21 protein-coding genes and 1 riboswitch are annotated in these 22,205 nt (G+C 71.5%); of the genes, 8 read left to right on the top strand and 13 right to left on the bottom strand.

All coding sequences use genetic code 11. The annotated features are described in order from the left end of the window. Positions 1 to 132 precede the first annotated feature (132 nt). Positions 133 to 702, top strand: a complete 570-nt coding sequence (locus ACZ7LV_RS20880) for a hypothetical protein (protein ID WP_471941174.1) — start codon at positions 133 to 135, stop codon at positions 700 to 702. 10 nt (positions 703 to 712) lie between these two features. On the opposite strand, the gene ACZ7LV_RS20875 is transcribed toward ACZ7LV_RS20880, so the two are convergent. Together ACZ7LV_RS20875 and ACZ7LV_RS20870 are read right to left on the bottom strand one after the other, a co-directional pair. Continuing rightward, the gene (locus ACZ7LV_RS20875; protein ID WP_471941172.1) at positions 713 to 2,197 is read right to left on the bottom strand and encodes an MFS transporter; all 1,485 of its coding nucleotides are present in this window, start codon (positions 2,195 to 2,197) and stop codon (positions 713 to 715) included. A gap of 212 nt (positions 2,198 to 2,409) precedes the next feature. Beyond that, the gene (locus ACZ7LV_RS20870; RefSeq protein ID WP_471941171.1) at positions 2,410 to 3,540 is read right to left on the bottom strand and encodes an NADH:flavin oxidoreductase; all 1,131 of its coding nucleotides are present in this window, start codon (positions 3,538 to 3,540) and stop codon (positions 2,410 to 2,412) included. Positions 3,541 to 3,780: 240 nt separating this feature from the next. Here ACZ7LV_RS20870 and ACZ7LV_RS20865 point away from each other — a divergent pair, with 240 nt between their 5' ends. Next, entirely contained in the window at positions 3,781 to 3,984 is a 204-nt protein-coding gene (locus ACZ7LV_RS20865) for a hypothetical protein (protein WP_471941170.1), read from the top strand. Between the two features lie 79 nt (positions 3,985 to 4,063). On the opposite strand, the gene groL is transcribed toward ACZ7LV_RS20865, so the two are convergent. The 4 genes from groL to thrC all read right to left on the bottom strand — a co-directional run bounded on the left by groL (position 4,064) and on the right by thrC (position 8,278). Then, on the bottom strand, positions 4,064 to 5,686 hold the full coding sequence (gene groL / locus ACZ7LV_RS20860) for a chaperonin GroEL (RefSeq protein WP_471941168.1): 1,623 nt from the start codon (positions 5,684 to 5,686) through the stop codon (positions 4,064 to 4,066). Positions 5,687 to 6,006: 320 nt separating this feature from the next. Beyond that, the gene (locus ACZ7LV_RS20855) at positions 6,007 to 6,210 is read right to left on the bottom strand and encodes a cold-shock protein (protein ID WP_219092312.1); all 204 of its coding nucleotides are present in this window, start codon (positions 6,208 to 6,210) and stop codon (positions 6,007 to 6,009) included. Between the two features lie 454 nt (positions 6,211 to 6,664). Beyond that, on the bottom strand, positions 6,665 to 6,940 hold the full coding sequence (locus tag ACZ7LV_RS20850) for a MoaD/ThiS family protein (RefSeq protein WP_471941167.1): 276 nt from the start codon (positions 6,938 to 6,940) through the stop codon (positions 6,665 to 6,667). 48 nt (positions 6,941 to 6,988) lie between these two features. Continuing rightward, positions 6,989 to 8,278 (bottom strand): threonine synthase, encoded by a 1,290-nt coding sequence (thrC, locus tag ACZ7LV_RS20845; RefSeq protein ID WP_471941165.1) that lies wholly within the window; start codon positions 8,276 to 8,278, stop codon positions 6,989 to 6,991. Positions 8,279 to 8,296: 18 nt separating this feature from the next. Then, a riboswitch (SAM riboswitch) is annotated at positions 8,297 to 8,452 on the bottom strand. A 172-nt stretch (positions 8,453 to 8,624) separates the two neighbouring features. On the opposite strand from thrC, the gene ACZ7LV_RS20840 reads away from it, so the two are divergent. Both ACZ7LV_RS20840 and ACZ7LV_RS20835 read left to right on the top strand, forming a co-directional pair. Continuing rightward, positions 8,625 to 9,569 carry a glucosyl-3-phosphoglycerate synthase gene (locus ACZ7LV_RS20840; protein WP_471941163.1) on the top strand — a complete coding sequence of 315 codons (945 nt, stop codon included), beginning with the start codon at positions 8,625 to 8,627 and terminating at the stop codon, positions 9,567 to 9,569. 83 nt (positions 9,570 to 9,652) lie between these two features. Next, positions 9,653 to 11,053, top strand: coding sequence for an alpha,alpha-trehalose-phosphate synthase (UDP-forming) (locus ACZ7LV_RS20835; RefSeq protein ID WP_471941161.1), 1,401 nt, complete (start codon positions 9,653 to 9,655; stop codon positions 11,051 to 11,053). 46 nt (positions 11,054 to 11,099) lie between these two features. Here ACZ7LV_RS20835 and otsB read toward each other — a convergent pair whose 3' ends face one another. From otsB to ACZ7LV_RS20820, 3 genes are read right to left on the bottom strand one after another with little or no spacing between them, the layout of a single operon-like run. Further along, positions 11,100 to 11,960, bottom strand: coding sequence for a trehalose-phosphatase (gene otsB, locus ACZ7LV_RS20830; protein WP_471941159.1), 861 nt, complete (start codon positions 11,958 to 11,960; stop codon positions 11,100 to 11,102). Positions 11,961 to 11,991: 31 nt separating this feature from the next. After that, on the bottom strand, positions 11,992 to 12,225 hold the full coding sequence (locus ACZ7LV_RS20825) for a DUF3263 domain-containing protein (RefSeq protein ID WP_471941158.1): 234 nt from the start codon (positions 12,223 to 12,225) through the stop codon (positions 11,992 to 11,994). A gap of 35 nt (positions 12,226 to 12,260) precedes the next feature. Beyond that, on the bottom strand, positions 12,261 to 13,499 hold the full coding sequence (locus tag ACZ7LV_RS20820; RefSeq protein WP_471941156.1) for an ABC transporter substrate-binding protein: 1,239 nt from the start codon (positions 13,497 to 13,499) through the stop codon (positions 12,261 to 12,263). 148 nt (positions 13,500 to 13,647) lie between these two features. Between ACZ7LV_RS20820 and ACZ7LV_RS20815 the strand changes: the two genes are divergently transcribed. The 3 genes from ACZ7LV_RS20815 to ACZ7LV_RS20805 all read left to right on the top strand — a co-directional run bounded on the left by ACZ7LV_RS20815 (position 13,648) and on the right by ACZ7LV_RS20805 (position 16,860). After that, entirely contained in the window at positions 13,648 to 14,592 is a 945-nt protein-coding gene (locus tag ACZ7LV_RS20815) for an ROK family protein (protein WP_471941154.1), read from the top strand. Beyond that, positions 14,592 to 15,803, top strand: a complete 1,212-nt coding sequence (gene nagA / locus ACZ7LV_RS20810) for an N-acetylglucosamine-6-phosphate deacetylase (RefSeq protein WP_471941152.1) — start codon at positions 14,592 to 14,594, stop codon at positions 15,801 to 15,803. Before ACZ7LV_RS20815 ends, nagA begins: the two co-directional genes overlap by 1 nt. A gap of 127 nt (positions 15,804 to 15,930) precedes the next feature. Further along, the gene (locus ACZ7LV_RS20805) at positions 15,931 to 16,860 is read left to right on the top strand and encodes a 1-phosphofructokinase family hexose kinase (protein ID WP_471941150.1); all 930 of its coding nucleotides are present in this window, start codon (positions 15,931 to 15,933) and stop codon (positions 16,858 to 16,860) included. Between the two features lie 13 nt (positions 16,861 to 16,873). On the opposite strand, the gene ACZ7LV_RS20800 is transcribed toward ACZ7LV_RS20805, so the two are convergent. Then, positions 16,874 to 17,815 (bottom strand): CBM35 domain-containing protein, encoded by a 942-nt coding sequence (locus ACZ7LV_RS20800; protein WP_471941149.1) that lies wholly within the window; start codon positions 17,813 to 17,815, stop codon positions 16,874 to 16,876. 120 nt (positions 17,816 to 17,935) lie between these two features. After that, a complete protein-coding gene (gene cdgB, locus ACZ7LV_RS20795; RefSeq protein ID WP_471941147.1) occupies positions 17,936 to 19,597 on the bottom strand; it encodes a diguanylate cyclase CdgB in 1,662 nt (553 codons plus the stop codon). A gap of 355 nt (positions 19,598 to 19,952) precedes the next feature. Between cdgB and ACZ7LV_RS20790 the strand changes: the two genes are divergently transcribed. Continuing rightward, positions 19,953 to 20,555: a flavin reductase family protein gene (locus tag ACZ7LV_RS20790; protein WP_471941146.1), complete on the top strand. Its 603-nt coding sequence runs from the start codon at positions 19,953 to 19,955 to the stop codon at positions 20,553 to 20,555. Positions 20,556 to 20,598: 43 nt separating this feature from the next. Here the strand turns inward: ACZ7LV_RS20790 and ACZ7LV_RS20785 are convergent, their stop codons facing one another. Together ACZ7LV_RS20785 and arfB are read right to left on the bottom strand one after the other, a co-directional pair. Next, positions 20,599 to 21,450: a sigma-70 family RNA polymerase sigma factor gene (locus ACZ7LV_RS20785; RefSeq protein WP_471941144.1), complete on the bottom strand. Its 852-nt coding sequence runs from the start codon at positions 21,448 to 21,450 to the stop codon at positions 20,599 to 20,601. 189 nt (positions 21,451 to 21,639) lie between these two features. Continuing rightward, entirely contained in the window at positions 21,640 to 22,071 is a 432-nt protein-coding gene (gene arfB / locus ACZ7LV_RS20780) for an alternative ribosome rescue aminoacyl-tRNA hydrolase ArfB (protein WP_471941143.1), read from the bottom strand. Positions 22,072 to 22,205: the final 134 nt, after the last annotated feature.

Genomic DNA, 22,205 nt, shown 5'->3' with positions numbered 1-22,205 from the left:
CCCCGGTCCGGGTCTCCTCGCCCGATCGCCCGGCGGACGCCACGGGCTCGTGTCCGGTCACCCTTGCCTCGTACCATCGCAGGTCCGCGTCATGCGGGACGGACCACCGGGAAGGATCACAGGCGACCGCCCATGAATCACGCTCAGCTCACCGCCCTGGGGCGCGCTCTTCGGTTGCTCGGCGAGCACGGCGAGGCTCTCGGCGGGGACACCCCGGATACGCGGTTGCACGAGGTCAGGGCCGATCTGCGGCGGGCTCTGGAGCTGCTGGAGGAGAGCGTCACCGGCGCCGCTCCCAGCACGCGCTGCGCGGAGCATCCGACGGGGCCCGTCGACGAGAGCGCGCCCGACCGGTGCCTGCTGTGCGAGACCCGGCGCCGGACCGCCCGCAGGGCCGAGTTCAACGGGCCCGCCGCCCCCGCCCCGGCCACCGGGTCCACGCCGTCCCGGTACGGCGTGCGCGAGGACCGGCCACAGCCCCAGCAGCGGTGGCTGCCGGAGCTGTGGAACGGGCAGGAGTGGCAGTTGTGCGGGACCCCGCGCCGGGACCGCCGCGAGGCCGAGCTGTATCTGGCGGCCCAGCGGCGGGGTTCGCGGCCCGCGACGGCGTACCGGCTCGTGCACGAGTTCACCGACTACGAGGTGCTCCGGGTCTGGGGCACCCCGGTACGGGTCGACATCGAGCCGATGGGGAATCTGTGAGCGAGGGCGCTCACGCCTTGGCGGACTCCGTCAGCGGCTTCGGCGCCGCCGGGGGTGTTCCCAGGGACGCGCGTCCGCCGGGGATCTGACGCGGCAGGAAGGTCGCGACCACGAACGCGAGGAGCGCGGCCCCGGCACCGATCGCCAGCACCGTGCGGAATCCGTCCCGCGAAGGCAGCGCGAACGAGCCGAACGTCGTCGTCATCTGGGCCAGGATCACGCCCGCGACGGCACTCGCCACCGACGTACCGATGGACCGCATCAGCGTGTTGAGGCTGTTCGCCGCGGCCGTCTCCGACGCCGGTACGGCGCTCATGATGAGCGCGGGCATCGAGCCGTAGGTGAACCCGATGCCGGCGCCGATGACGCAGGAGACCAGGACGAAGTGCCACACCTGGTCCATGAGGGCGATGTTGAGGACGTAGCCCGCCGCGACGATCAGGGCGCCGATCATCAGGGTGACCTTGGGGCCCTTCGCCTTGGAGACGGCCGCCGACACCGGCGCCGTGGCCATCATGACCAGGCCGGACGGGGCCATGACCAGGCCCGCCGCGAGCATCGACTGGCCGAGCCCGTAGCCCGTCGCCGACGGCAGTTGCAGCATCTGCGGGATGACCAGCGACATGGCGAACATCGCGAAACCGACGGCCACCGAGGCCAGGTTCGTGACCAGGACCTGACGACGGACCGTGGCGCGCAGGTCGACCAGCGGCTGTCCGACGCGCAGTTCCCACCGGCCCCAGACGAGAAGGACCACGACGGCCACCCCGAGCAGGCCGAGGGTGGTGGCGCTGGTCCAGCCCCAGTCGGCGCCCTTGGAGATGCCGAGCAGCAGGCAGACCAGGCCGGTCGCCATGCCGAGGGCGCCGACCAGGTCGAAGCGGCCACCGGTGCGGACCTGGGACTCGGGGACGAGGGCGAGCACCAGACCGCCGGCCACGACGCCCAGCACGGCCGAGGTCCAGAACAGGGTGTGCCAGTCGAAGTTGTCGGCGATCAGCGCGGCCGCGGGCAGACCGAGGGCGCCACCGACGCCCAGGGAGGCGCTCATCAGAGCGGTGGCGGAGCCGAGGCGTTCGGCGGGGAGTTCGTCGCGCATGATGCTGATGCCGAGCGGGATCACACCCGAGGCCAGGCCCTGGAGGACCCGGCCGACGATCATCGGGCCGAGGGTGTCGCTGATGGCGGCGGTCACCGAGCCGGCCACCAGCATCACCACGCTGACCAGCAGCAACCGCCGCTTGCCGTACATGTCGCCGAGCCGGCCCATCACGGGGGTGGCCACGGCGGCGGCGAGCAGTGTGGCCGTGACGGCCCAGGCGGTGTTCGACGAGGACGCGTTCAGCAGCCGCGGCAGCTCCGGCACGATCGGGATGACCAGCGTCTGCATCAGGGACACGACGATTCCCGCGAAGGCCAGCACCGCCACCACGGCGTTCGACCTCGGCGGGGCGGATCCCCCGGTCGGGACGGGGTGGGCAGGGGTGTCGGGCATGGCTGGCCTCCGTGACGGCATGCGAAGTACTTGACTTAGGCAACCTTAAGTCAGTTGATTGACTTACTCAAGAAAACCAGGTCAAGGTCACGCAAAGAGGGGCGGTACCCGGATCACCCCAGGTACCGCCCCTGATCCGCCGCCGCACACGCAGGCGTCGCCGCACACGCAGGCGTCGCCGCACGCGTGCGCGCCGCGCGGCAGGCGCCCGCTCAGCTCAGCGAGCCGAGCGCCCCCGCGTCCCACGCCGTCAGCTCGTCGAACCGCCCCGCCAGCACCTTCCGGGCCCACAGCGGATCCTGGAGCAGCGCCCGCCCCACGGCCACCAGGTCGAACTCGTCCCGCTCCAACCGGTCCAGCAGGTTGTCGATGCTGCCCACTCCGGCCCCCTCACCGGCGAACGCCCTCAGGAACTCCCCGTCCAGGCCGACCGACCCGACCGTGACGGTGGCCTTGCCGGTGAGCTTCTTGGTCCAGCCGGCGAGATTGAGGTCCGAGCCCTCGAACTCCGGCAGCCAGTAGCGGCGCGTCGAGGCGTGGAAGCCGTCGACGCCGGCCGCCACCAGCGGGGCGAGGAGGGCCTCCAGTTCCTGCGGGGTCTCGGCGAGCCGCGCGTCGTAGGCGTCCTGCTTCCACTGCGAGTAGCGGAAGAGGATCGGGAAGTCCGCCGAGACCGACTCGCGTACGGCGGCCACCACCTCCGCCGCGAACTTCACGCGGGCCACCGGGTCGCCCCCGTAGGCGTCCGTGCGCCGGTTGGTGCCGGCCCACAGGAACTGGTCGAGGAGGTAGCCGTGCGCCCCGTGCAGCTCGACGCCGTCGAAGCCGATCCGCTCGGCCGCGGCGGCCGCCTCGGCGAAGGCCCCGGCGACGTCGTCCAGGTCCCGCTGGGTCATGACCCGGCCGGTGCCCTCGGTGCCGTCCGTGCGCACCCCCGAGGGGCCGACGGCCGGAGCGTCGGGGTACGGCGGCTGACCCTGACGGCGCACCATGCCGATGTGCCACAGCTGCGGCACGATCTTCCCGCCGGCCGCGTGCACCTCGTCGGCGACCTTCGCCCACCCCGCGAGCTGCTCCTCGCCGTGGAAGCGCGGCACGTCGTCGCTCTCCCCGGCCGACTCGTGCCCTACGTAGGTGCCCTCGGTGACGATCAGGCCCACGCCCGCACCGGCACGCCGTGCGTAGTACGACACCACGTCCGCACCGGGGACGCCGCCCGGTGAGAACTTGCGGGTCATCGGCGCCATCACGATCCGGTTGGGGACGGTCAGGCCGCCCACGGTGAAGGGACGGGCGAGGACCTGGGCCGCTCGGGAGGTGTGGGGGGAGGCGGTGACGGTCACGTGGGGGCTCCTCGGGATTGCCGGTCGGCGGTCGGGCACACGTGGGTGCTGCACAGCAGATCCATGCGCGTGCGAATAATGCGTATGCATAGAAGCACACTCCCGCGACAACGGCACACCACCGCTTGCCATTCCGCCCCACCCCGCGCGTCCCCGTGTGACCCGGGACACCCACCGGCCCCCGTCGGGGCGGAGTCCGGGCGGGCGGGCAGTCCGAGCTGGTCGCCGATGGTGCAGCCCGTGGACGTAGGTGATCAGGCCGTACGGCCGTTCCGGCGTCCAGGTCGCGACCGAGGCGACGACCTCACCGCACTGGGCGGGGCCCTGCACTGCGGTGGGCGGGCGACGCGACTGCCGTTCCACTACCTGGGTGCCGACCCGGCGGCGGGGCCGAACTGGACCGGCCGGCCCGCCGTCGCCTCGTACTACGCCCCCACGCCCTGAGAACGCCCGAGGGCGGCACCCCCTGTTTCCAGGGGGTGCCGCCCTCGGTACTGACGGACGGATCCGATCCTCGAAGGGATCAGAAGTCCATGTCACCGCCCGGCATGCCGCCGCCGGCCGGGGCCGCGGCCTTCTCCGGCTTGTCGGCGATGACGGCCTCGGTGGTGAGGAAGAGCGCGGCGATGGAGGCGGCGTTCTGCAGGGCAGAGCGGGTCACCTTCGCCGGGTCGATGATGCCCTCGGCGATCATGTCGACGTACTCGCCGGTCGCGGCGTTCAGGCCGTGGCCGACCGTCAGGTTGCGCACCTTCTCGACGACGACGCCACCCTCGAGACCACCGTTGACGGCGATCTGCTTGAGCGGGGCCTCCAGCGCGAGCTTCACGGCGTTGGCGCCGGTCGCCTCGTCACCTTCGAGCTCCAGCTTCTCGAACACCTGGGAGGCCTGGAGCAGGGCCACGCCACCACCGGCGACGATGCCCTCCTCGACGGCCGCCTTCGCGTTGCGAACGGCGTCCTCGATGCGGTGCTTGCGCTCCTTGAGCTCGACCTCGGTGGCGGCACCGGCCTTGATGACGGCCACGCCGCCGGCCAGCTTCGCCAGACGCTCCTGGAGCTTCTCGCGGTCGTAGTCCGAGTCGCTGTTCTCGATCTCGGCGCGGATCTGGTTGACGCGACCCGCGACCTGGTCGGCGGAGCCGGCACCGTCGACGATGGTGGTCTCGTCCTTGGTGATGACGACCTTGCGGGCGCGGCCCAGGAGGTCCAGGGACGCGTTCTCCAGCTTGAGGCCGACCTCCTCGGAGATGACCTCGCCGCCCGTGAGGATGGCGATGTCGCCGAGCATGGCCTTGCGGCGGTCACCGAAGCCCGGGGCCTTGACGGCGACGGACTTGAAGGTGCCACGGATCTTGTTGACGACCAGGGTCGACAGGGCCTCGCCCTCGACGTCCTCGGCGATGATCAGCAGCGGCTTGCCCGACTGCATGACCTTCTCCAGGAGCGGGAGCAGGTCCTTGACGTTGGAGACCTTGGAGTTGGCGATGAGGATGTAGGGGTCCTCGAGCGACGCCTCCATGCGCTCCATGTCGGTGGCGAAGTACGCCGAGATGTAGCCCTTGTCGAAGCGCATACCCTCGGTGAGCTCCAGCTCCAGACCGAAGGTCTGGGACTCCTCGACGGTGATGACGCCTTCCTTGCCGACCTTGTCCATCGCCTCGGCGATGAGCTCGCCGATCTGGGTGTCGGCGGCGGAGATGGAGGCCGTGGAGGCGATCTGCTCCTTGGTCTCGACCTCCTTGGCCTGGTCGAGCAGCGCGCCGGAGACGGCCTCGACGGCCTTCTCGATACCGCGCTTGAGGGCCATCGGGTTGGCACCGGCGGCCACGTTGCGCAGGCCCTCACGGACCAGCGCCTGGGCGAGAACGGTGGCGGTGGTCGTACCGTCGCCGGCGACGTCGTCCGTCTTCTTGGCGACTTCCTTGACCAGCTCGGCGCCGATCTTCTCGTACGGGTCCTCGAGCTCGATCTCCTTGGCGATGGAGACACCATCGTTGGTGATCGTGGGGGCGCCCCACTTCTTCTCGAGGACGACGTTGCGGCCCTTGGGGCCGAGCGTCACCTTCACGGCGTCCGCGAGCTGGTTCATGCCGCGCTCGAGGCCGCGCCGCGCCTCCTCGTCGAACGCGATGATCTTGGCCATGTGAAGTGGTCCCTCCAGGACTGGGGGTGATTCCTTCGGACCGCGCCCGCGCCCGCGACGGACGGCTCGCCTGCCTTGTGGTTCCTTGCCCCACCCGGCTTGCGGCCTCACCGACCCGGTCCTTCTTTTGTCACTCTCACCTTCAGAGTGCTAACGCCAATGATTAGCACTCGCCCCTGCCGAGTGCAAGCGCCTCCCGGGATCCGGGCGAGGTCTGCGCCGCCCGCGAACACGCCCCCGGCCGCGCACGCCGAAGGGCCCGCGCCCCCGGGGAGGCACGGGCCCTTCGAACAGAAACGTCACATACGGTGGTCGCGCGCTTAAGCGGTGAGACGAACCATGTCGGCCTGCGGGCCCTTCTGGCCCTGCGAGATCTCGAACTCGACCCGCTGGCCCTCTTCGAGGGTCCGGTAGCCGTCCATCTGGATCGCGCTGTAGTGGACGAAGACGTCCGCACCACCGTCGACCGCGATGAAGCCGTACCCCTTCTCCGCGTTGAACCATTTGACGGTGCCCTGAGCCATGCCTAACTCCCCTATTACTGGCCCTTGCACAGATCCACACTTCGCGGATCCGGGTCAGACCTCGCCCGCCATTTGCTGTGAGGGGCGTGCGCCGGAACGCGTCGACCGCGGCTGAATGTATCTGTCCAACTGCCGTCTGCAACAGGTCAATCGGACGAGAAATCTGGGCGCCAACGGTCGGTAATTTAGGGAGAATTCACCCGAATTCAGGGCAAGTCGGGCTCCACAAAAGGAGTGAAAGACGCAAAAGAGCCACACACTTTGGCTACTTCTCATCGCATCGGAGCCGGAACTCATATGCGTTCGGCATGTGGAGCCGCGACGCGTTCCCCAACTCTACCGCGCTCAACCACACTGAATTGCCCCCTCCGCTTCTCTCACGGAGGGGGCAATTCGATGAACATCGCGTAACCGAGGTTACTCACGGTAACGCAGGGGCCTGTCCAGCGGACGGTCAGCCGCCGGCGACCGCCGGAATGATGGACACGCCGGCACCGTCCGGAGTGGCCGTCTCCAGACCCTGCTCGAAGCGGACGTCGTCGTCGTTGACGTACACGTTGACGAACCGCCGCAGCTTGCCCTGGTCGTCCAGGACCCGGGCGGCGATGCCGGTGTGGTTCTTCTCCAGATCGGCGATCACCTCGCCGAGGTTCGCCCCCTCGGCGGGGACCTCGGCCTGGCCACCGGTGTAGGTGCGCAGGATGGTGGGGATGCGGACGCTGACGCTCACGGGGGAAACCTCCGGTGGGATGGCGGACCTAAGGGGGCGGGGCGGGGGTCAGACGAGGCCGGCTTCGCGGAACGACTCCAGGCTGGGCCGGATGGTGGCCGTCAGGCCCGTGCCCGCCACCGCGTCCAACGTCTTCAGGCCGTCCCCGGTGTTCAGCACGACGGTCGTCAGCGACGGGTCCAGCACGCCGAGTTCGACCAGCTTGCGCGTCACCCCGACGGTCACCCCGCCCGCGGTCTCCGCGAAGATCCCCTCGGTCCGCGCGAGCAGCTTGATCGCGTCCACGACCTGCTCGTCCGTCACGTCCTCGACCGCGCCGCCGGTGCGCCGCGCGATGTCCAGCACGTACGGCCCGTCGGCCGGGTTGCCGATGGCCAGCGACTTGGCGATGGTGTGCGGCTTCTGCGGCCGGACGACGTCGTGCCCGGACTTGAAGGCGGTCGACACCGGCGAGCAGCCCTCCGCCTGCGCCCCGAAGATCCGGTAGGGCCGGTCCTCGACCAGCCCGAGCCTGATCAGCTCCTGCAGCCCCTTGTCGATCTTCGTGAGCTGGGAGCCGGAGGCGATCGGCACCACGATCTGGTCGGGGAGCCGCCAGCCGAGCTGCTCGCAGATCTCGTACGCCAGGGTCTTGGACCCCTCCGCGTAGTACGGGCGCAGGTTGACGTTGACGAAGCCCCAGCCCTCGCCGGCCGGGTCGCCGATCAGCTCGGAGCAGAAGCGGTTCACGTCGTCGTAGTTGCCCTCGATGCCGACGAGTTCGCCACCGTAGACCGCGGCCATGACGACCTTGCCCTGCTCCAGGTCGTGCGGGATGAACACGCAGGAGCGGAAGCCGGCCCGGGCGGCGGCGGCACCGACGGCGCCGGCGAGGTTGCCGGTGGAGGAGCAGGAGAGGGTCGTGAAGCCGAAGGCACGCGCGGCCTCCAGCGCCTGGGCGACCACCCGGTCCTTGAAGGAGTGGGTCGGGTTGCCGGAGTCGTCCTTGACGAACAGCTTGCCGGGCTCGACGCCGAGTTCGCCGGCGAGGCGGTCGGCCTGGACCAGCGGGGTCCAGCCGGGGTTCAGATTCGGCTTGCCGGCCACGTCGGCGGGGACGGGCAGCAGCGGCGCGTAACGCCAGATGTTCGACGGACCCGCCTCGATGCGCTTGCGGAGCTCCTCGGCGTCGTACGCGGAGAAGTCGTAGGCGATCTCCAGCGGGCCGAAACACTCCTCGCACGCGAAGACCGGGCCGAGCGGAACGCGGTGGCCGCATTCGCGGCAGGACAGCGCCGCGGCGGGACCGAGATCGACGGTGGGATTGCCGGTGCTGCTTTCGACAGTCTGCACAGCCATGTGAGGCGAGGCCCTTTCTCCTCATCTTCCTCACGACGCATCTCGCCGTGAGACGGAATTGGCACCTTCCCTAGCCGGGAGCCTCGCGGAACGATCGAGAACGATCTACGAGAACCGACTGGAGGGTTGCCGGGGCTTCAACGGGCCGTTTCCCTCTGCCCCTCTGGATGAGCTGTATGTGGTTGTTGTGCCGTGGTGCGCGCCGACGACCCCCGACATGCGGCGGACACCAGCGTTGTTCAAGACTGTAACCGAAGGCCAGGACAGTTGAGATAGTCGTCCGAACCGCGAGATGGATCACAGAGAACGCGTCCGCCCACGAGAGAACGCAGAGGAGCACCGGACTGTGCTGGAGGAAGTCGAGCGCTGGCTGAGCACCCGCTCCTGGTCGCTGGCCGACCGCCCGCTCCAGACGATCCTGGCCGCGAAGCGCGGCACGGGCCAGTCGATCAGTGTCGTGCTGCCCGCGCTGGACGAGGAGGAGACCGTCGGTGACATCGTCGCCGCGATCCGTCGCGACCTCGTGGAGCGGGTCCCGCTGGTCGACGAGATCGTCGTGGTCGACTCCGGCTCGACCGACCGCACCTCCGAGGTGGCCGCGGCGGCGGGCGCCCGGGTGGCCCATCGCGACGCGATACTCACCCGCCTCCCGGCCGTTCCCGGCAAGGGCGAGGTGCTGTGGCGCTCCCTGCTCGTCACCCGGGGCGACATCGTCTGCTTCATCGACGCGGACCTGAGGGAGTTCACCTCGGACTTCGTCACGGGCATCGTCGGCCCGCTGCTCACCGACCCGGACATCGCCCTCGTGAAGGGCATGTACGACCGCCCCCTGGGCGGCGCGGCCGGGCAGGGCGGCCGGGTGACCGAGCTGGTGGCCCGTCCGCTGCTGAACCTGCACTGGCCGCAGCTGGCCGGCTTCGTGCAGCCGCTCGGCGGCGAGTACGCGGCCCGGCGCTCGCTGCTGGAGCAGCTGCCGTTCCCGGTCGGGTACGGCGTGGAGCTCGGCATGCTGGTCGACTCCCTGCATCTGGTCGGGCTCGACGCCCTCGCCCAGGTGGACGTCGGGGTGCGCAAGCACCGGCACCAGGACGGTCAGGCGCTGGGCCGGATGGCGGCGGCGATCTACCGCACGGCCCAGCTGCGGCTGGCCCGCGGCCACCTCGTCCGCCCGAGCCTCACCCAGTTCGAACGGGTGGAGGACGGCTTCGAGCCGCGCACCTACTCCGTGGACACGGAGGAGCGGCCGCCGATGGTGGAGATCGCGGAGTACGCGGCCCGGAAAGTGGCCTGACCGTGGGATACGGCTGTATACGGTCCCGTTTCGGGCTCGAACCGTACGTTTGAGCGGATCAGGAGAGGGCTAGGTTGAGGCGTATGGCTTCGACGTTCGGTCCCGCGCAGGTACTGGTCGCCTCCAACCGGGGCCCGGTCTCGTACGAGGTACGCGACGACGGCTCGCTGCACGCCAGACGCGGTGGCGGCGGGCTCGTCTCCGGCCTCTCCGCGATCGGTCCCGACGCGGGGGCGCTGTGGGTGTGCTCCGCCCTCGGCGACGGCGACCGCGAGGCGGTGCGGCGCGGTGTCGGGGAGTCCGGCGTGCGGATGCTGGACATCGCGGCCGACGTGCACGCCGACGCGTACAACGGCATCGCCAACTCCGTGCTGTGGTTCGTCCACCACATGCTGTACCAGACGCCGCTGGAGCCGGTCTTCGACGCGGAGTTCCGGCGGCAGTGGGCGTCGTACGAGGCGTACAACCGGTCGTTCGCGAAGGCGCTGGCCGAGGAGGCCGCCGAGGGGGCGGCCGTGCTGGTGCAGGACTACCACCTGACGCTGGTGCCGGGGATGCTGCGCGAACTGCGGCCGGACGTGCGGATCAGCCACTTCTCGCACACCCCGTGGGCGCCGCCGGAGTACTTCCGGATGCTGCCGGACGACATCGCCGGGCAGGTGCTGCGGGGCATGCTCGGCGCGGACCGGCTCGGCTTCCTCACCCGGCGGTGGGCGGACGCCTTCACGGCGTGCTGCGAGGCGTTCGCCGGCGGGCTCGGCGACACCCGGATCGGTGTGCACGGCCTCGGGGCCGACGCCGACTTCCTGCGCGAGCGCGCCCACGAGGCCGACGTGGAGGAGCGGATGACCGCGCTGCGCACGGAGATCGGCGAGGGCCGCAGGACGATCGTCCGCGTCGACCGGACGGAGCTGTCCAAGAACATCGCGCGGGGGCTGCTCGCCTACCGGCAGCTCCTCGACGACCACCCCGAATGGCGTGAACGGGTGGTCCACGTCGCCTTCGCCTACCCCTCGCGGCAGGACCTCGCCGTCTACCGCGACTACACGGCCGAGGTGCGGCGGGTGGCCGACGAGATCAACGAGCGGTACGGGACCCCGGGCTGGACGCCGGTCGTGCTGCACGTGAAGGACGACTTCGCCCGCTCCCTGGCCGCCTACCGGCTCGCGGACGTGGCGCTGGTGAACCCGATCCGTGACGGCATGAACCTGGTCGCCAAGGAGGTGCCCGTCGTCTCCGACGAGGGGTGCGCGCTGGTGCTGTCCCGGGAGGCGGGTGCCTTCGAGGAGCTGGGCGAGGACGCGATCGAGGTGAACCCGTACGACGTCACCGGCACGGCCGCCGCGCTCCACGAGGCCTTGACGATGCGCCCTGCCGAACGCACCGAGCGGGCCAAGCGGCTCGCGGCGACCGCCACCGCGCTGCCTCCGTCCCAGTGGTTCCTCGACCAACTCCACGCCCTGCGGGACCAGTCGGGGCACTGAGCTCCGGTCGGCCCGTGGACCGCGCCGGTCCTGCCGCCCGGTGTGCTCACGCCTTGAGGTGGGTCGCGAGTCCCGCGAGGAGTTCCACGACGCCCTGCGGACCCGCGACCACCAGGTCCGCGCGCTCGCGCAGCTCGGTCACCTCGTCGCTGCCGCTGCAGACCAGCAGGCCCGGGGTGCCCTCGGCGCGGAGGGTGTCGACCGCCGCGTAGGCCGGGAGGTCGCCGAGGTCGTCTCCGGCGTAGAGGACGGACTCGGCGCCGAGTCCGCGCACGTGGTCGAGCAGGGCCATGCCCTTGTCCATGCCCGGCGGGCGCAGTTCCAGGACCATGCGGCCGGGCTCGACGATCAGGCCGTGCCGGGTGGCGAGGTCCGTCAGGGCGGGGCGCAGGACCTCGAAGGCGGCCTGCGGGTCGTCGGCGCGGCGGGTGTGGACGGCGATCGCGTGGCCCTTGTCCTCGGTCCACGTGCCCGGTCCGACGCCGGACCCGTCGAGCAGTCCGGGCAGTTCGGCACGGACGGCGGCGACGCCGGGGTGCGGGGCGGGGGCGCTGACCTCGCCGCTGACCGCGTCCCAGCGCTCGGCGCCGTAGTGACCGAGGACGACGAGGTGCTCCAGACCGGCGACGCCCGCGAAGCCGCCGTGGCGCACGGCGACGGCGGCCGGGCGGCCGGTGACCACCGCGACGGCGGCGACCCGGGGCGCCAGGGCGGCGAGCGCCGGTACGGCGTCCGGGTGGGCGCGGGCCTGCTCGGGGTCGGGCACGATCGGGGCGAGGGTCCCGTCGAAGTCGAGCGCGATCACCGCCTTGCCGGGCCGCGCGAGGATCGCGTCGAGCCCGGCCCGCCCGGCGGAGGTGGCGGGCGTCGGAAGAGTCTTGCCGGTCTCGGTCTCGTGGCTGCCCATGGGGCGACCCTATCGACCGGCCGGGCGGACCCTAGCGCTCCGCCCGGCGCCGCTCCCGTATCCGCCGCAGCCGGTTGACCGTCACCGGGTCGTGGGCCAGCGCGCGCGGGTCGTCGAGCAGGGCGTTGAGCAGCTGGTAGTAGCGGACCGGGGCCAGGCCGAGCTCCTCGCGTATCGCGCGCTCCTTGGCGCCGGGGCCCGTGAAGCCCCGGCGCTCCAGGGCGAGGATGTCCTGTTCCCGTCGCGCGAGCTGCTCCTGGTCCATGCCCCGCACGGTAGCCGCCCCCACCGACAGCGGCGTCACCCCGTCGCCGAGCTCTCCGCCGTCGTGGCCGTCGACTGCAACTGGCCGAGGATCGCCGCCGGGCTGCCGCCCGGCGCCACGGCGGTGCCGATCCGGTTCTTGACCTCCGCGCTGATCGACGCCCAGGACGTCTTGCCCACGGGGTAGATCTCGGCGAGGTCGAGCTCGTCCAGGAAGGGCTTCAGGTCCCGGTCCTGGGCCGCCCCGCTCATCGCCTCGGAGGCGGGGTTGGTGACCGGCAGCAGGTCGTACCGGCGGGAGAAGTCGAGGACGTTCCGCTCGCTGTAGACGAAGTCGAGGAAGTCGCCGACCTGTTCCTTGTGGCCGTTCTGATTGAAGGCGAGCATCCAGTCGGCGACGCCCATGGTGGCCTTGGACTCGCCCTCCACGCCGGGCAACGGCACCATGCCGTACCGCACGCCCCGCTTCTCGGCCATCTTCATCAGCGACGGATGGCCGTTCAGCATGCCGACCTCGCCCTTGGCGAAGGCGGCGAAGGCGTCGGCGCGGTCGAGCTCGTCCGGGGCGACCGGGCCGGTGAGCTGCTCGCCGACCAGTTCGTCGCGCAGCCAGGTGAAGGTCGCGACGTTCTCCGCGGAGTCGATGGTGTACCGGCCGACCGGGTCGGTGTAGCCGCCGCCCCCGCTGAGGAGCCACAGCATGGTCTCGGCCTGCGCCTCCTCCGAGCCGAGGGGCAGCGCGTACGGGTACTTCACACCGTCCGCCTTCAGCGCCTCGGCGGCGTCGGCCAGCTCCTGCCAGGTGGTCGGCGGCGTGACGCCGGCCTCCTCGAAGAGCTCCTTGTTGTAGAAGAGCAGCCGGGTGGAGGCGGCGAACGGCATGCCGTACTGCACCCCGTTGACCTGCCCGGCCCCCGCGAAGGCGGAGGAGAAGCCGGCCTGGACGGGTATGGAGAGCAGGTCGTCCGCGGTGTAGAGCAGATCGTCGGCCGCGTAGTCGGCGTACGCCCCGATCTGCGCCATGTCGGGCGCCTTGCCGGCGTCGACCATCTCCTTGACCTCGCGGTCGACGTCGCTCCAGGAGTAGACGCTGACCTCGACCCGGACGCCGGGATGGTCGGCCTCGTAGGCGTCGACCAGCTGCGCCCAGTACTTCTTCGAGCTGTTCGCCGCGTTGTCGCCGTAGTCCGCGGCCACGAGTCTCAGCGTGACGTCGTCGGAACCTCCGGTGAGGCCGCAGCCACCCAGCACCGCTGTCATGCCCAGTGCGGACATCACCGCGATCATTCCTTTTCTGCGCCGCCGCTGCACGCTGTAACCCACCCTGTCCATACGTCGTTCACGTCGTCCGAATTACGGATTAAGGTCTACACCACGCAAGTGGACTAGACCTCTTCCGGGTACACGGGCCACACTGTCCCCCGTGAGACACGTCATCGCCCTCGATGTGGGCGGCACCGGGATGAAGGCCGCCCTGGTCGGGGCGGACGGCACCCTCCTGCACCAGGCACGCCGCGCCACCGGCCGCGCCCGCGGGCCCGAGGCCGTCGTCGACGGCATCCTCGACTTCGCCGCGGAGCTGCGCGAGCACGGCGACCGGCACCTCGGCGCCCCCGCCGTCGCCGCCGGGGTCGCCGTGCCCGGCATCGTCGACGAACAGCGGGGCGTCGCCGCCTACGCGGCCAACCTCGGCTGGCGTGACGTGCCCCTGCGCGCGCTGGTCAGCGAGCGGCTCGGAGGCCTGCCCGTCGCCCTCGGCCACGACGTGCGCACCGGCGGCCTCGCCGAGGGCCGCATCGGCGCCGGACAGGGCGCCGACCGCTTCCTGTTCGTGGCGCTCGGCACCGGGATAGCGGGCGCCATCGGCATCGACGGCCGGGTGGAGTCGGGCGCGCACGGCTTCGCGGGCGAGATCGGCCATGTCGTCGTACGCCCCGGCGGCACCCCCTGCCCCTGCGGCCAGCACGGCTGCCTGGAGCGGTTCGCCTCGGCGTCGGCGGTCAGCGAGGCATGGGCCGCCGCGACCGGCGCCCCCGAGGCGGACGCCGCGGACTGCGCGAAGGCCGTCGAGTCCGGCGACCCCCGCGCCGCGCGCGTCTGGCAGCAGGCCGTCGACGCCCTGGCCGACGGCCTGGTCACCGCCCTCACCCTGCTGGACCCGCGCACGCTCGTCATCGGTGGCGGGCTGGCGGAGGCGGGGGAAACCTTGTTCACACCACTGCGCGACGCGGTCCAGCGGCGCGTCACCTTCCAGAAGCTGCCCACGATCATCCCCGCGGCCCTCGGGGACACCGCGGGATGCCTGGGAGCCGGCCTGCTGGCCTGGGATCTCCTCGACCTCACCGACCGCAAGGAGGCAACACCCTGATGGCAACCCCCACAGGGGCGCGGGGAACTGCGCGACCAGCCACCACGCCCCCGCAGCCCGGGACGGCCGGAGCACCCCTGGTGCTGACCGGTGCCCACGTGGTCCTTCCCACCGGAACCGTCGAGAACGGACAGGTGGTCATCGAGGGCACCCGTGTGGCCGCCACCTCCGCACCCGGCGTCCACGGGGTCGACCTCACCGGCCACTGGATCGTCCCCGGCTTCGTGGACCTCCACAACCACGGCGGCGGCGGAGCCTCCTTCACCTCCGGCACCGTCGACGAGGTCCTCCAGGGCATCCGCACCCACCGCCTGCACGGCACGACCACCCTGGTCGCCTCCACCGTCACCGGCGACATGGACTTCCTCGCCCACCGCGCCGGCCTGCTGTCCGAGCTGGCCGAGCAGGGCGAGATCGCCGGCATCCACTTCGAGGGCCCGTTCATCTCGCCCTGCCGCAAGGGCGCCCACTCGGAGGAGCTGCTGCGCGACCCGCAGCCTGCGGACGTGCGCAAGCTGATCGACGCGGCCCGCGGCCAGGCCAGGATGCTGACCCTCGCCACCGAACTGCCGGGCGGCATCGACTCCGTACGGCTGCTCGTGGAGCACGGCGTGATCGCGGCGGTGGGGCACACGGACGCGACCTACGAGCAGACGGTCGAGGCGATCGACGCGGGCGCCACGGTCGCCACGCATCTCTTCAACGCGATGCCCACGCTCGGCCACCGCTCCCCCGGCCCGATCGCCGCCCTGCTGGAGGACGAGCGCGTCACGGTCGAGCTGATCAACGACGGCACGCATCTGCACCCGGCCGCCCTGGAGCTGGCGTTCCGTCACGCGGGCGCGGAGCGGGTCGCGTTCATCACGGACGCGATGGACGCGGCCGGCTTCGGCGACGGCCGCTACATGCTGGGTCCGCTGGAGGTCGAGGTCAGCGAGGGCGTCGCCCGGCTGGTCGAGGGCGGCTCCATCGCCGGCTCCACGCTCACCCTGGACCGCGCCTTCAAGCGGGCGGTGACGATCGACCGGATCCCGGTCGAGGACGTCGTACGGGCCCTGTCCGCCAACCCGGCGCGGCTGCTCGGGATGGACGACCGGATCGGCTCCCTGGAGCCCGGCAAGGACGCCGACCTGGTGATCCTGGACGCGGACTTCGACCTCAAGGGCGTGATGCGCCGCGGAGAATGGGTGGTCGGTCCCCAACTGGACTGAATGTTCCGCCAGTAGAGAGCCGCCCGGGAGACGGTGGCCGACCCGGGGACTGGGCGGCCCGCCGTCTCTTTGGCATGATCGACCCTCCGGAAAACGAGAGACACATCCTCGGGGGAGGTCGGCACGGGTGATCCTCACGGTCACGCTGAACACCGCTCTCGACATCACCTACCGCGTACGGTCCCTGCGGCCCCACGCCACCCACCGCGTCTCGGAGGTCACCGAACGGCCGGGCGGCAAGGGCCTCAACGTGGCCCGGGTGCTGGCCGCGCTCGGCCACGAGGTGACGGTCACCGGGTTCGCCGGGGGCGGCACCGGCCGGATCGTCCAGGAGCGGCTCGCGGTCACGTCCGGCGTGGTCGACGCGCTGGTCCCGATCGTCGGCGCGACCCGGCGCACGATCGCGGTGGTCGACGAGCGCACCGGTGACACCACCCAGCTCAACGAACCCGGCCCGGCCATCACGCCGCCCGAGTGGTCCGCCTTCCAGGAGGCCTACGAGGACCTGCTCGCGCCGGCCTCGGCGGTCGCCCTGTGCGGCAGCCTGCCGCCGGGGGTGCCGGTCGGCGCGTACGCGGGCCTGATACGCACCGCCCGCGCGGCCGGCGTGCCCGTGCTGCTGGACACCAGCGGCGAGCCGCTGCGCCGCGGGGTCGCCGCCCGGCCCGACGTGGTCAAGCCCAACAGCGAGGAACTGGCCGAACTCACCGGCTCGCACGAGCCGTTGCGCGGCGCACAGGCCGCCCGCCGGCGCGGCGCCCACGCGGTCGTCGCCTCCCTGGGCCCGGAGGGCCTGCTGGCCGCCACCCCGGAGGGCACCTGGCGCGCCACCCCACCGACCCGCGTCCACGGCAACCCGACCGGAGCCGGCGACTCCGTCACGGCGGGCCTGCTGGCCGGGCTGGTGGAGCACCGGCCGTGGCCGGAGCGGCTGGGCCGCGCGGTCGCACTCGCGACGGCCACGGTGCGCGCCCCGGTCGCGGGCGAGTTCGACCGGGGGACCTACGAGGAACTGCTGGCGCGGGTCGCGGTGACCGGGGAGGTCAGCGCGGCCTGAGCACCGGGGGCCGCTACTCGACCCAGTCCTTGACGAGCCACACCTGGTCGAGGTTGGCGTCGCACTGGTTGCCCTGCTCGCAGGAGATCTTGACGGTGTTCGTGCCCTTGTTGAGCTCGATGTAGTTGTACGTGCGCGTCCAGCCCTTGGCGTAGTCGCCCTCGGCGGCGTTCGCGTAGTTCTTCATCTTGACCGGCGCGGACGAGGCGGTGCCGTTGATCGTGAGGGTGGCGTCGGCGTCCTTTCCGGGCACGCCGTAGCCGACGTACAGGGTGTACTTGCCGGAGTCGGGGATGCCGTTGACGGTCCAGGTGACCGAGGCTCCGACGGCGTTGAAGCCCGTCACGTAGACGCCGCCGTCGGCCTTGGCGCCCTGGATGTCGGACGCCGTGGTGGCGCCGCCGCCGAGCTGGAGGGCCTTGGCGTCGATCGTCGGCAGCTCGGCCTCGCTGTCGGCGCTGCTCTCGCCGGACGGGGTCGACTCCGCGCTCTGCGAGGTGGACGGCGTGGCGACGGGGTCCTCACCGGCCTGCTTGTCGTCGTCGCCGCCCAGCATGGCCACGCCGATGCCGATGACGACCGCGGCGACCACGGCGATCGCGCCGATCAGCAGGCCCTTGGTGTTGGGTCCGCGACCGCGGCCGCCCCCGCCGGAGCCGTGTCCGGGCATCGGCGACTGGGTGGTCTGCGCGCTGCCCGGGAACGTCTCGGGTGCCGCGTAGTGCGCGTTCGGCCGGCCGTAGGCGCCCTGGGGCTGCTGCGGCGGCACGTTCGGCTGACCGTAGGCCTGCTGAGCGTACGGCCGCTCGCCGACCGTACGCACCCTGCTGACCGAGTTCGGGTAGCCGTAGCCGCCGGACGGGGGCTGGGCGCCGTTGGCCTGACCGTCGGCGTAGAGGTAGCCGAACGGGTCGTCGTCCTCGGGCGTGCTCGCGCCGTTGTTGCCGGGCGTCATCCCTTGGTACTCCTCAACAGGTGCGGAACGGATGCGTACGTGTGGTGAGAATGGCGAGCCTACCCGCTCCCGGTGGCCCAAACGGGTGACCCGGGTCGCATCACCCCGTCGACCTGCGGATCATCCCGCGCGTCGATGTTGTTTGGGACGAGATCGTTTCTCGACGTACATCCGTTCATCGGCGGATTTCAGCACCTCGTCCGCCGTCATGCCGCAGTGCGCCCAGCCGATGCCGAAACTGGCCCCTACCCGTACGGCCCGGCCCTCGGCCCGGATGGGCTGGATGATCTCGTTGCGCAGCCGTACGGCCAGGTCCTGGGCGTCCGCCCGGCCGAGCCCGTCGGCGAGGATCACGAACTCGTCGCCGCCGAGGCGGGCGACCGTGTCGCCGTCCCGGACGCCGTTGCCGAGCCGCCGGGCGACCTCGATGAGTACGGCGTCGCCCGCGTTGTGGCCGAAGCGGTCGTTGATCGACTTGAAGCCGTCGAGGTCGCAGAAGAGCACCGCGAGCCCCTTGGTGCCGTCGTCCGCCTCACCCTCGGGGGCGACGGTGTGCACATGGTGGTCGTAGACCTCGTACGTGTCCGCGCCGCCCGGCACGAAGTCGAAGCCGTGCCCGCCGGCGTCGTAGACCGGGTGGCCGAAGGCCTCCTGCGAGTCGAAGGCGCCGTGGTAGCCGGTCTGCGGGCGCTGACAGAGCCGGGCCGCGAGGCGGGCCCGCAGCTCCGCGGAGTTCGGCAGGCCGGTGAGGGAGTCGTGGGAGGCGCGGTGGGCGAGCTGGAGCTCGCGGCGCTTGCGCTCCTCTATGTCCTCGACGTGCGTGAGCAGGAAGCGGGGGCCGTCGGCGGCGTCGGCGACGACGGAGTTGCGCAGGCTGACCCAGACGTAGGTGCCGTCGCGGCGGCCCAGGCGCAGCTCGGCCCGGCCGCCCTCGGCGGAGGTGCGCAGGAGCGTGCCTATGTCCTCGGGGTGGACGAGGTCGGAGAAGGAGTAGCGGCGCATCGCGGAGGCGGGGCGGCCCAGGAGGCGGCACAGCGCGTCGTTGGTGCGGAGTATGCGGCCGTGCTGGTCGCCGCCCATCTCGGCGATGGCCATGCCGGAGGGCGCGTACTCGAACGCCTGCCTGAAGCTCTCCTCGCTCGCCCGCAGGGCCTGCTGCTCGCGCTCCAGGCGGACCAGGGCGCGCTGCATGTTCGCACGTAGACGCGCGTTGCTGATCGCGATGGCGGCCTGGAAGGCGTACATCTGGAGCGCCTCGCGGCCCCAGGCGCCGGGCCGGCGGCCGTTGCGCGGGCGGTCCACGGACAGGACGCCGATCAGCTCGCCGGAGGCGGGGCCGCCCTGGGCGCCGGGCGCGTACATCGGGGCGAAGAGGCGGTCGGAGGGGTGCCACTCGTCCTCGAAGCGCGGCGCGGGCCCCTCGGTGTACCACTGCGGTACGTCGTCGTCGTCGAGGACCCAGCCCTCGGTGTGCGGGATGAAGACGAGGTCGCCCCACTGCTCGCCCATGTTCAGCCGCCGGTCCCAGGACTCCCGGGAGCCGGCCCGGCCGGTGATGAGCGCCTCGGCGGCCGGGTTGCCGGAGAAGGCGGCGACGACGAGATCGCCGTCGGGGCGTACGAGGTTGACGCACGCCAGCTCGTAGCCGAGGGCGCTGACGACCCCGTTCGCGACCGTCTGCAAGGTGTCCGCCAGGCTGCGGGCCGTGTTCATGTCGGCCATGACCTGGTGCAGTTGTCGCAGGGACGCAAGGCGGACGTACGGCTCCGACTCGGTCTCCATGCTCGCCCTCCCCCCGAGTTCTCGCAGCGAATCAAGGGTTCTCTTCGGCGCCCTTTTCTGAGTGGTGCCCTTCTGAGTGGTGCCCTTACAGCTTCCTGTACAGCTTCCCGCCACTGAATCACAGCGCGCTGCCCACTCGGTACACAGGGTCAACAATTAATGCCCCTTGTGACTCAAGTCACAGGAGAAGATGAACAATTGAGTGGAGTTTCTGCGTTTTTCCCGTGCGTTTAACGAACGCAAAATTTGTGCGCGTGTCCATCACCTGTCCACAGTCGCCCGTCGCAGGTCCTAGGACCGCCTTCGGGCCGAGGTCCGATGCGGCGCGCACGCACCGGAGATTAGCGTTTCAGATGTGCCGAACACACCCGCAGCCGCGCCGCCCGTCCCTGTTCCCGCCCAGCCCGCCCCGGCATCGCCGGTTGGGCATGCTGTGGGGGTGACCGACGACGAGTTCCGTGCCGCGATGTCCCGGCTGGCCGCAGGGGTGGTCCTGGTGACCGCGTGCGAGCCCGCGCTCGACCCCGACGACCCGCAGGCGCCGGTCGGCGAGGACGTCGGCATGACGGCGACGGCCTTCATGTCCGTCTCCCTCGACCCTCCCCTCGTCATGGTCAGCCTGCGCGACGGCTCCCGCATGGACGACCTGCTCGCCGAGCAGCCCGATTGGGGGGTCTCGGTCCTGTCCGAGAGCCAGCGGCACATCGCCGGCCGGTTCGCCATGAAGGGCCGCATCAGCGACCGCCTGCTGTTCGAGGACATCCCCTACGTCCGCGGCGAGGTCACCGGCGCCCCGCTGGTCGGCGGGGCGCTGGCGGCACTGGAGTGCCGGACGGAGCAGCGGGTGCCGGCCGGGGACCACACCCTGGTGATCGGGCGGGTCCTGACGGCCCGGGTGCCCAGCGCGGACGGCGGCCCGCTGATGTACTTCAAGGGCCGCTACCGGCACCTGGGGTGAGCCGCGGCGGCCTTGTCGGCCCGCCCCCGCCGGGCCGCGTGCCTCAGGTCACGGTCACATCGATCCCGGACAGGCGCGCGACGTCGCTCACGATCTCGATGACGGCGATCCGCTCCCCCACCAGGGTGAAGCGCAGCACCTGCACCACCCGCCGGCCGTCGTCCGAGAACACCGCGAGCCCCGGCGACCCGTCGAGCAGGGCGTGCCGGGCGACGCGGGCGAGGTGCGCGAAGCGGGTCGCGCCGGAGGCGACCGCGGCGGCGCCGGTGGTCACGCCGGCCTCGCTCCTGGCCACGACATCCGGGTCGAGCACCCTCAGCAGCCCGTCGAAGTCGCCGCCCCGCGAGGCGGCGAGGAACGCGTCGACGACCGCCCGGCGCCGGGCGAGGTCCGCGTCGGGCGCCGGAGCACCCCGCACCCGCCGCCGCGCCCGGCTGGCCAGCTGCCGGGCCGCGGCCGGCGTCCGTCCCACGACGGCGGCGACCTCGTCGTAGGGCACCGCGAACATGTCGTGCAGCACGAAGGCGAGCCGTTCGGCGGGGGTCAGCGTGTCGAGCACGACGAGCAGGGCGATGCCCACGGCATCGGCCAGCAGGGCGTCGCGCTCGGGATCGTGGGCGGCGACGGCAGCGCTGTCCGCGGAGTTCTCCAGCGGCTCCTCCGCCCGTGACCTGCGCGAGCGAAGCATGTCGAGGCAGACCCGGCCGACGACGGTGGTCAGCCAGCCTCCGAGGTTGCCGACCTCGCGCGTGTCGCTGCGGCGCAGCCGGAACCACGCCTCCTGCACGGCGTCGTCGGCCTCGGCGAGGGAGCCGAGCATGCGGTGGGCGACGGCCCGCAAGTGCGGGCGGTGCGCCTCGAAACGCTCGGCGAGGAAGTCGTCGTCGTCACTCATCGGTCCCGTTCACCAGCCCTCGTCGTGGATGCCCTCGGGACCATGACGGAGGGCGGGCGGGAAATGTGACGGGAGGCCGCGCGCGAGGGGGCGGATTGTCGCGAAGAGCGGGTCGTGCGCCGACTGATTTTTTGTTCAGTACATGCTGACCAATTGTTTAGTAGCCGCGTAATACGCACCGCGCGCCGGTCAATGCCAGTCGCGGCCGGAGCGTCCCCGCTTGGTGTCGGAGCGCTGCTTCTTCTCCCGCAGCCGGCGTTCGTTGATGCCGCGGGGGATCCGGGTCGGCCTGCGGGGCTTGGGCGGGGGCGCGGTGGCCTCCGCCAGAAGTGCCGCGAGGCGTACGGCCGCGGCCTCGCGGTTGCGCCACTGGGAGCGGTGCTCGGAGGCGCGGACGGTCAGGACACCGTCGACGAGCCGGCCCGCCAGCCGTTCCAGGGCGCGCCGCTTCCACACCTCGGGCAGGGCCTCGGTGCCGGCCAGGTCGAAGCGCAGCTCCACGCTGGTGTCGCTGGTGTTGACGTGCTGGCCACCGGGCCCGGACGAGCGCGAGAAACGCCACTGGAGCTCGGCCTCGGGCAGCGAGACGGAGCCACGGATGACGTGAGGACCACCGGACATGACTGACATGTTCCCGCCTGGAAGGGGTGGGAGTCACCCGAATATCGCCGCCGGACGCGGCAGCCGGGTAAAGAAAGTAAAGCGGGGGGAACCCATGGCACCACCCGCGACGTTCATACGGGTAGCTGTAGCTT

This window comes from Streptomyces sp. NPDC107562 (assembly GCF_055657325.1).
This window is presented reverse-complemented; position numbering and strand designations above follow the sequence as displayed.

Coding starts and splice junctions, on each gene's coding strand:
- ACZ7LV_RS20880 (WP_471941174.1), top strand. CDS start 133: ATGAATCACGCTCAGCTCACCGCCCTGGGGCGCGCTCTTCGGTTGCTC.
- ACZ7LV_RS20875 (WP_471941172.1), bottom strand. CDS start 2,197: ATGCCCGACACCCCTGCCCACCCCGTCCCGACCGGGGGATCCGCCCCG.
- groL (WP_471941168.1), bottom strand. CDS start 5,686: ATGGCCAAGATCATCGCGTTCGACGAGGAGGCGCGGCGCGGCCTCGAG.
- ACZ7LV_RS20855 (WP_219092312.1), bottom strand. CDS start 6,210: ATGGCTCAGGGCACCGTCAAATGGTTCAACGCGGAGAAGGGGTACGGC.
- thrC (WP_471941165.1), bottom strand. CDS start 8,278: ATGGCTGTGCAGACTGTCGAAAGCAGCACCGGCAATCCCACCGTCGAT.
- ACZ7LV_RS20835 (WP_471941161.1), top strand. CDS start 9,653: ATGGCTTCGACGTTCGGTCCCGCGCAGGTACTGGTCGCCTCCAACCGG.
- otsB (WP_471941159.1), bottom strand. CDS start 11,960: ATGGGCAGCCACGAGACCGAGACCGGCAAGACTCTTCCGACGCCCGCC.
- ACZ7LV_RS20825 (WP_471941158.1), bottom strand. CDS start 12,225: ATGGACCAGGAGCAGCTCGCGCGACGGGAACAGGACATCCTCGCCCTG.
- ACZ7LV_RS20820 (WP_471941156.1), bottom strand. CDS start 13,499: ATGTCCGCACTGGGCATGACAGCGGTGCTGGGTGGCTGCGGCCTCACC.
- nagA (WP_471941152.1), top strand. CDS start 14,592: ATGGCAACCCCCACAGGGGCGCGGGGAACTGCGCGACCAGCCACCACG.
- ACZ7LV_RS20800 (WP_471941149.1), bottom strand. CDS start 17,815: ATGACGCCCGGCAACAACGGCGCGAGCACGCCCGAGGACGACGACCCG.
- cdgB (WP_471941147.1), bottom strand. CDS start 19,597: ATGGAGACCGAGTCGGAGCCGTACGTCCGCCTTGCGTCCCTGCGACAA.
- ACZ7LV_RS20785 (WP_471941144.1), bottom strand. CDS start 21,450: ATGAGTGACGACGACGACTTCCTCGCCGAGCGTTTCGAGGCGCACCGC.
- arfB (WP_471941143.1), bottom strand. CDS start 22,071: ATGTCCGGTGGTCCTCACGTCATCCGTGGCTCCGTCTCGCTGCCCGAG.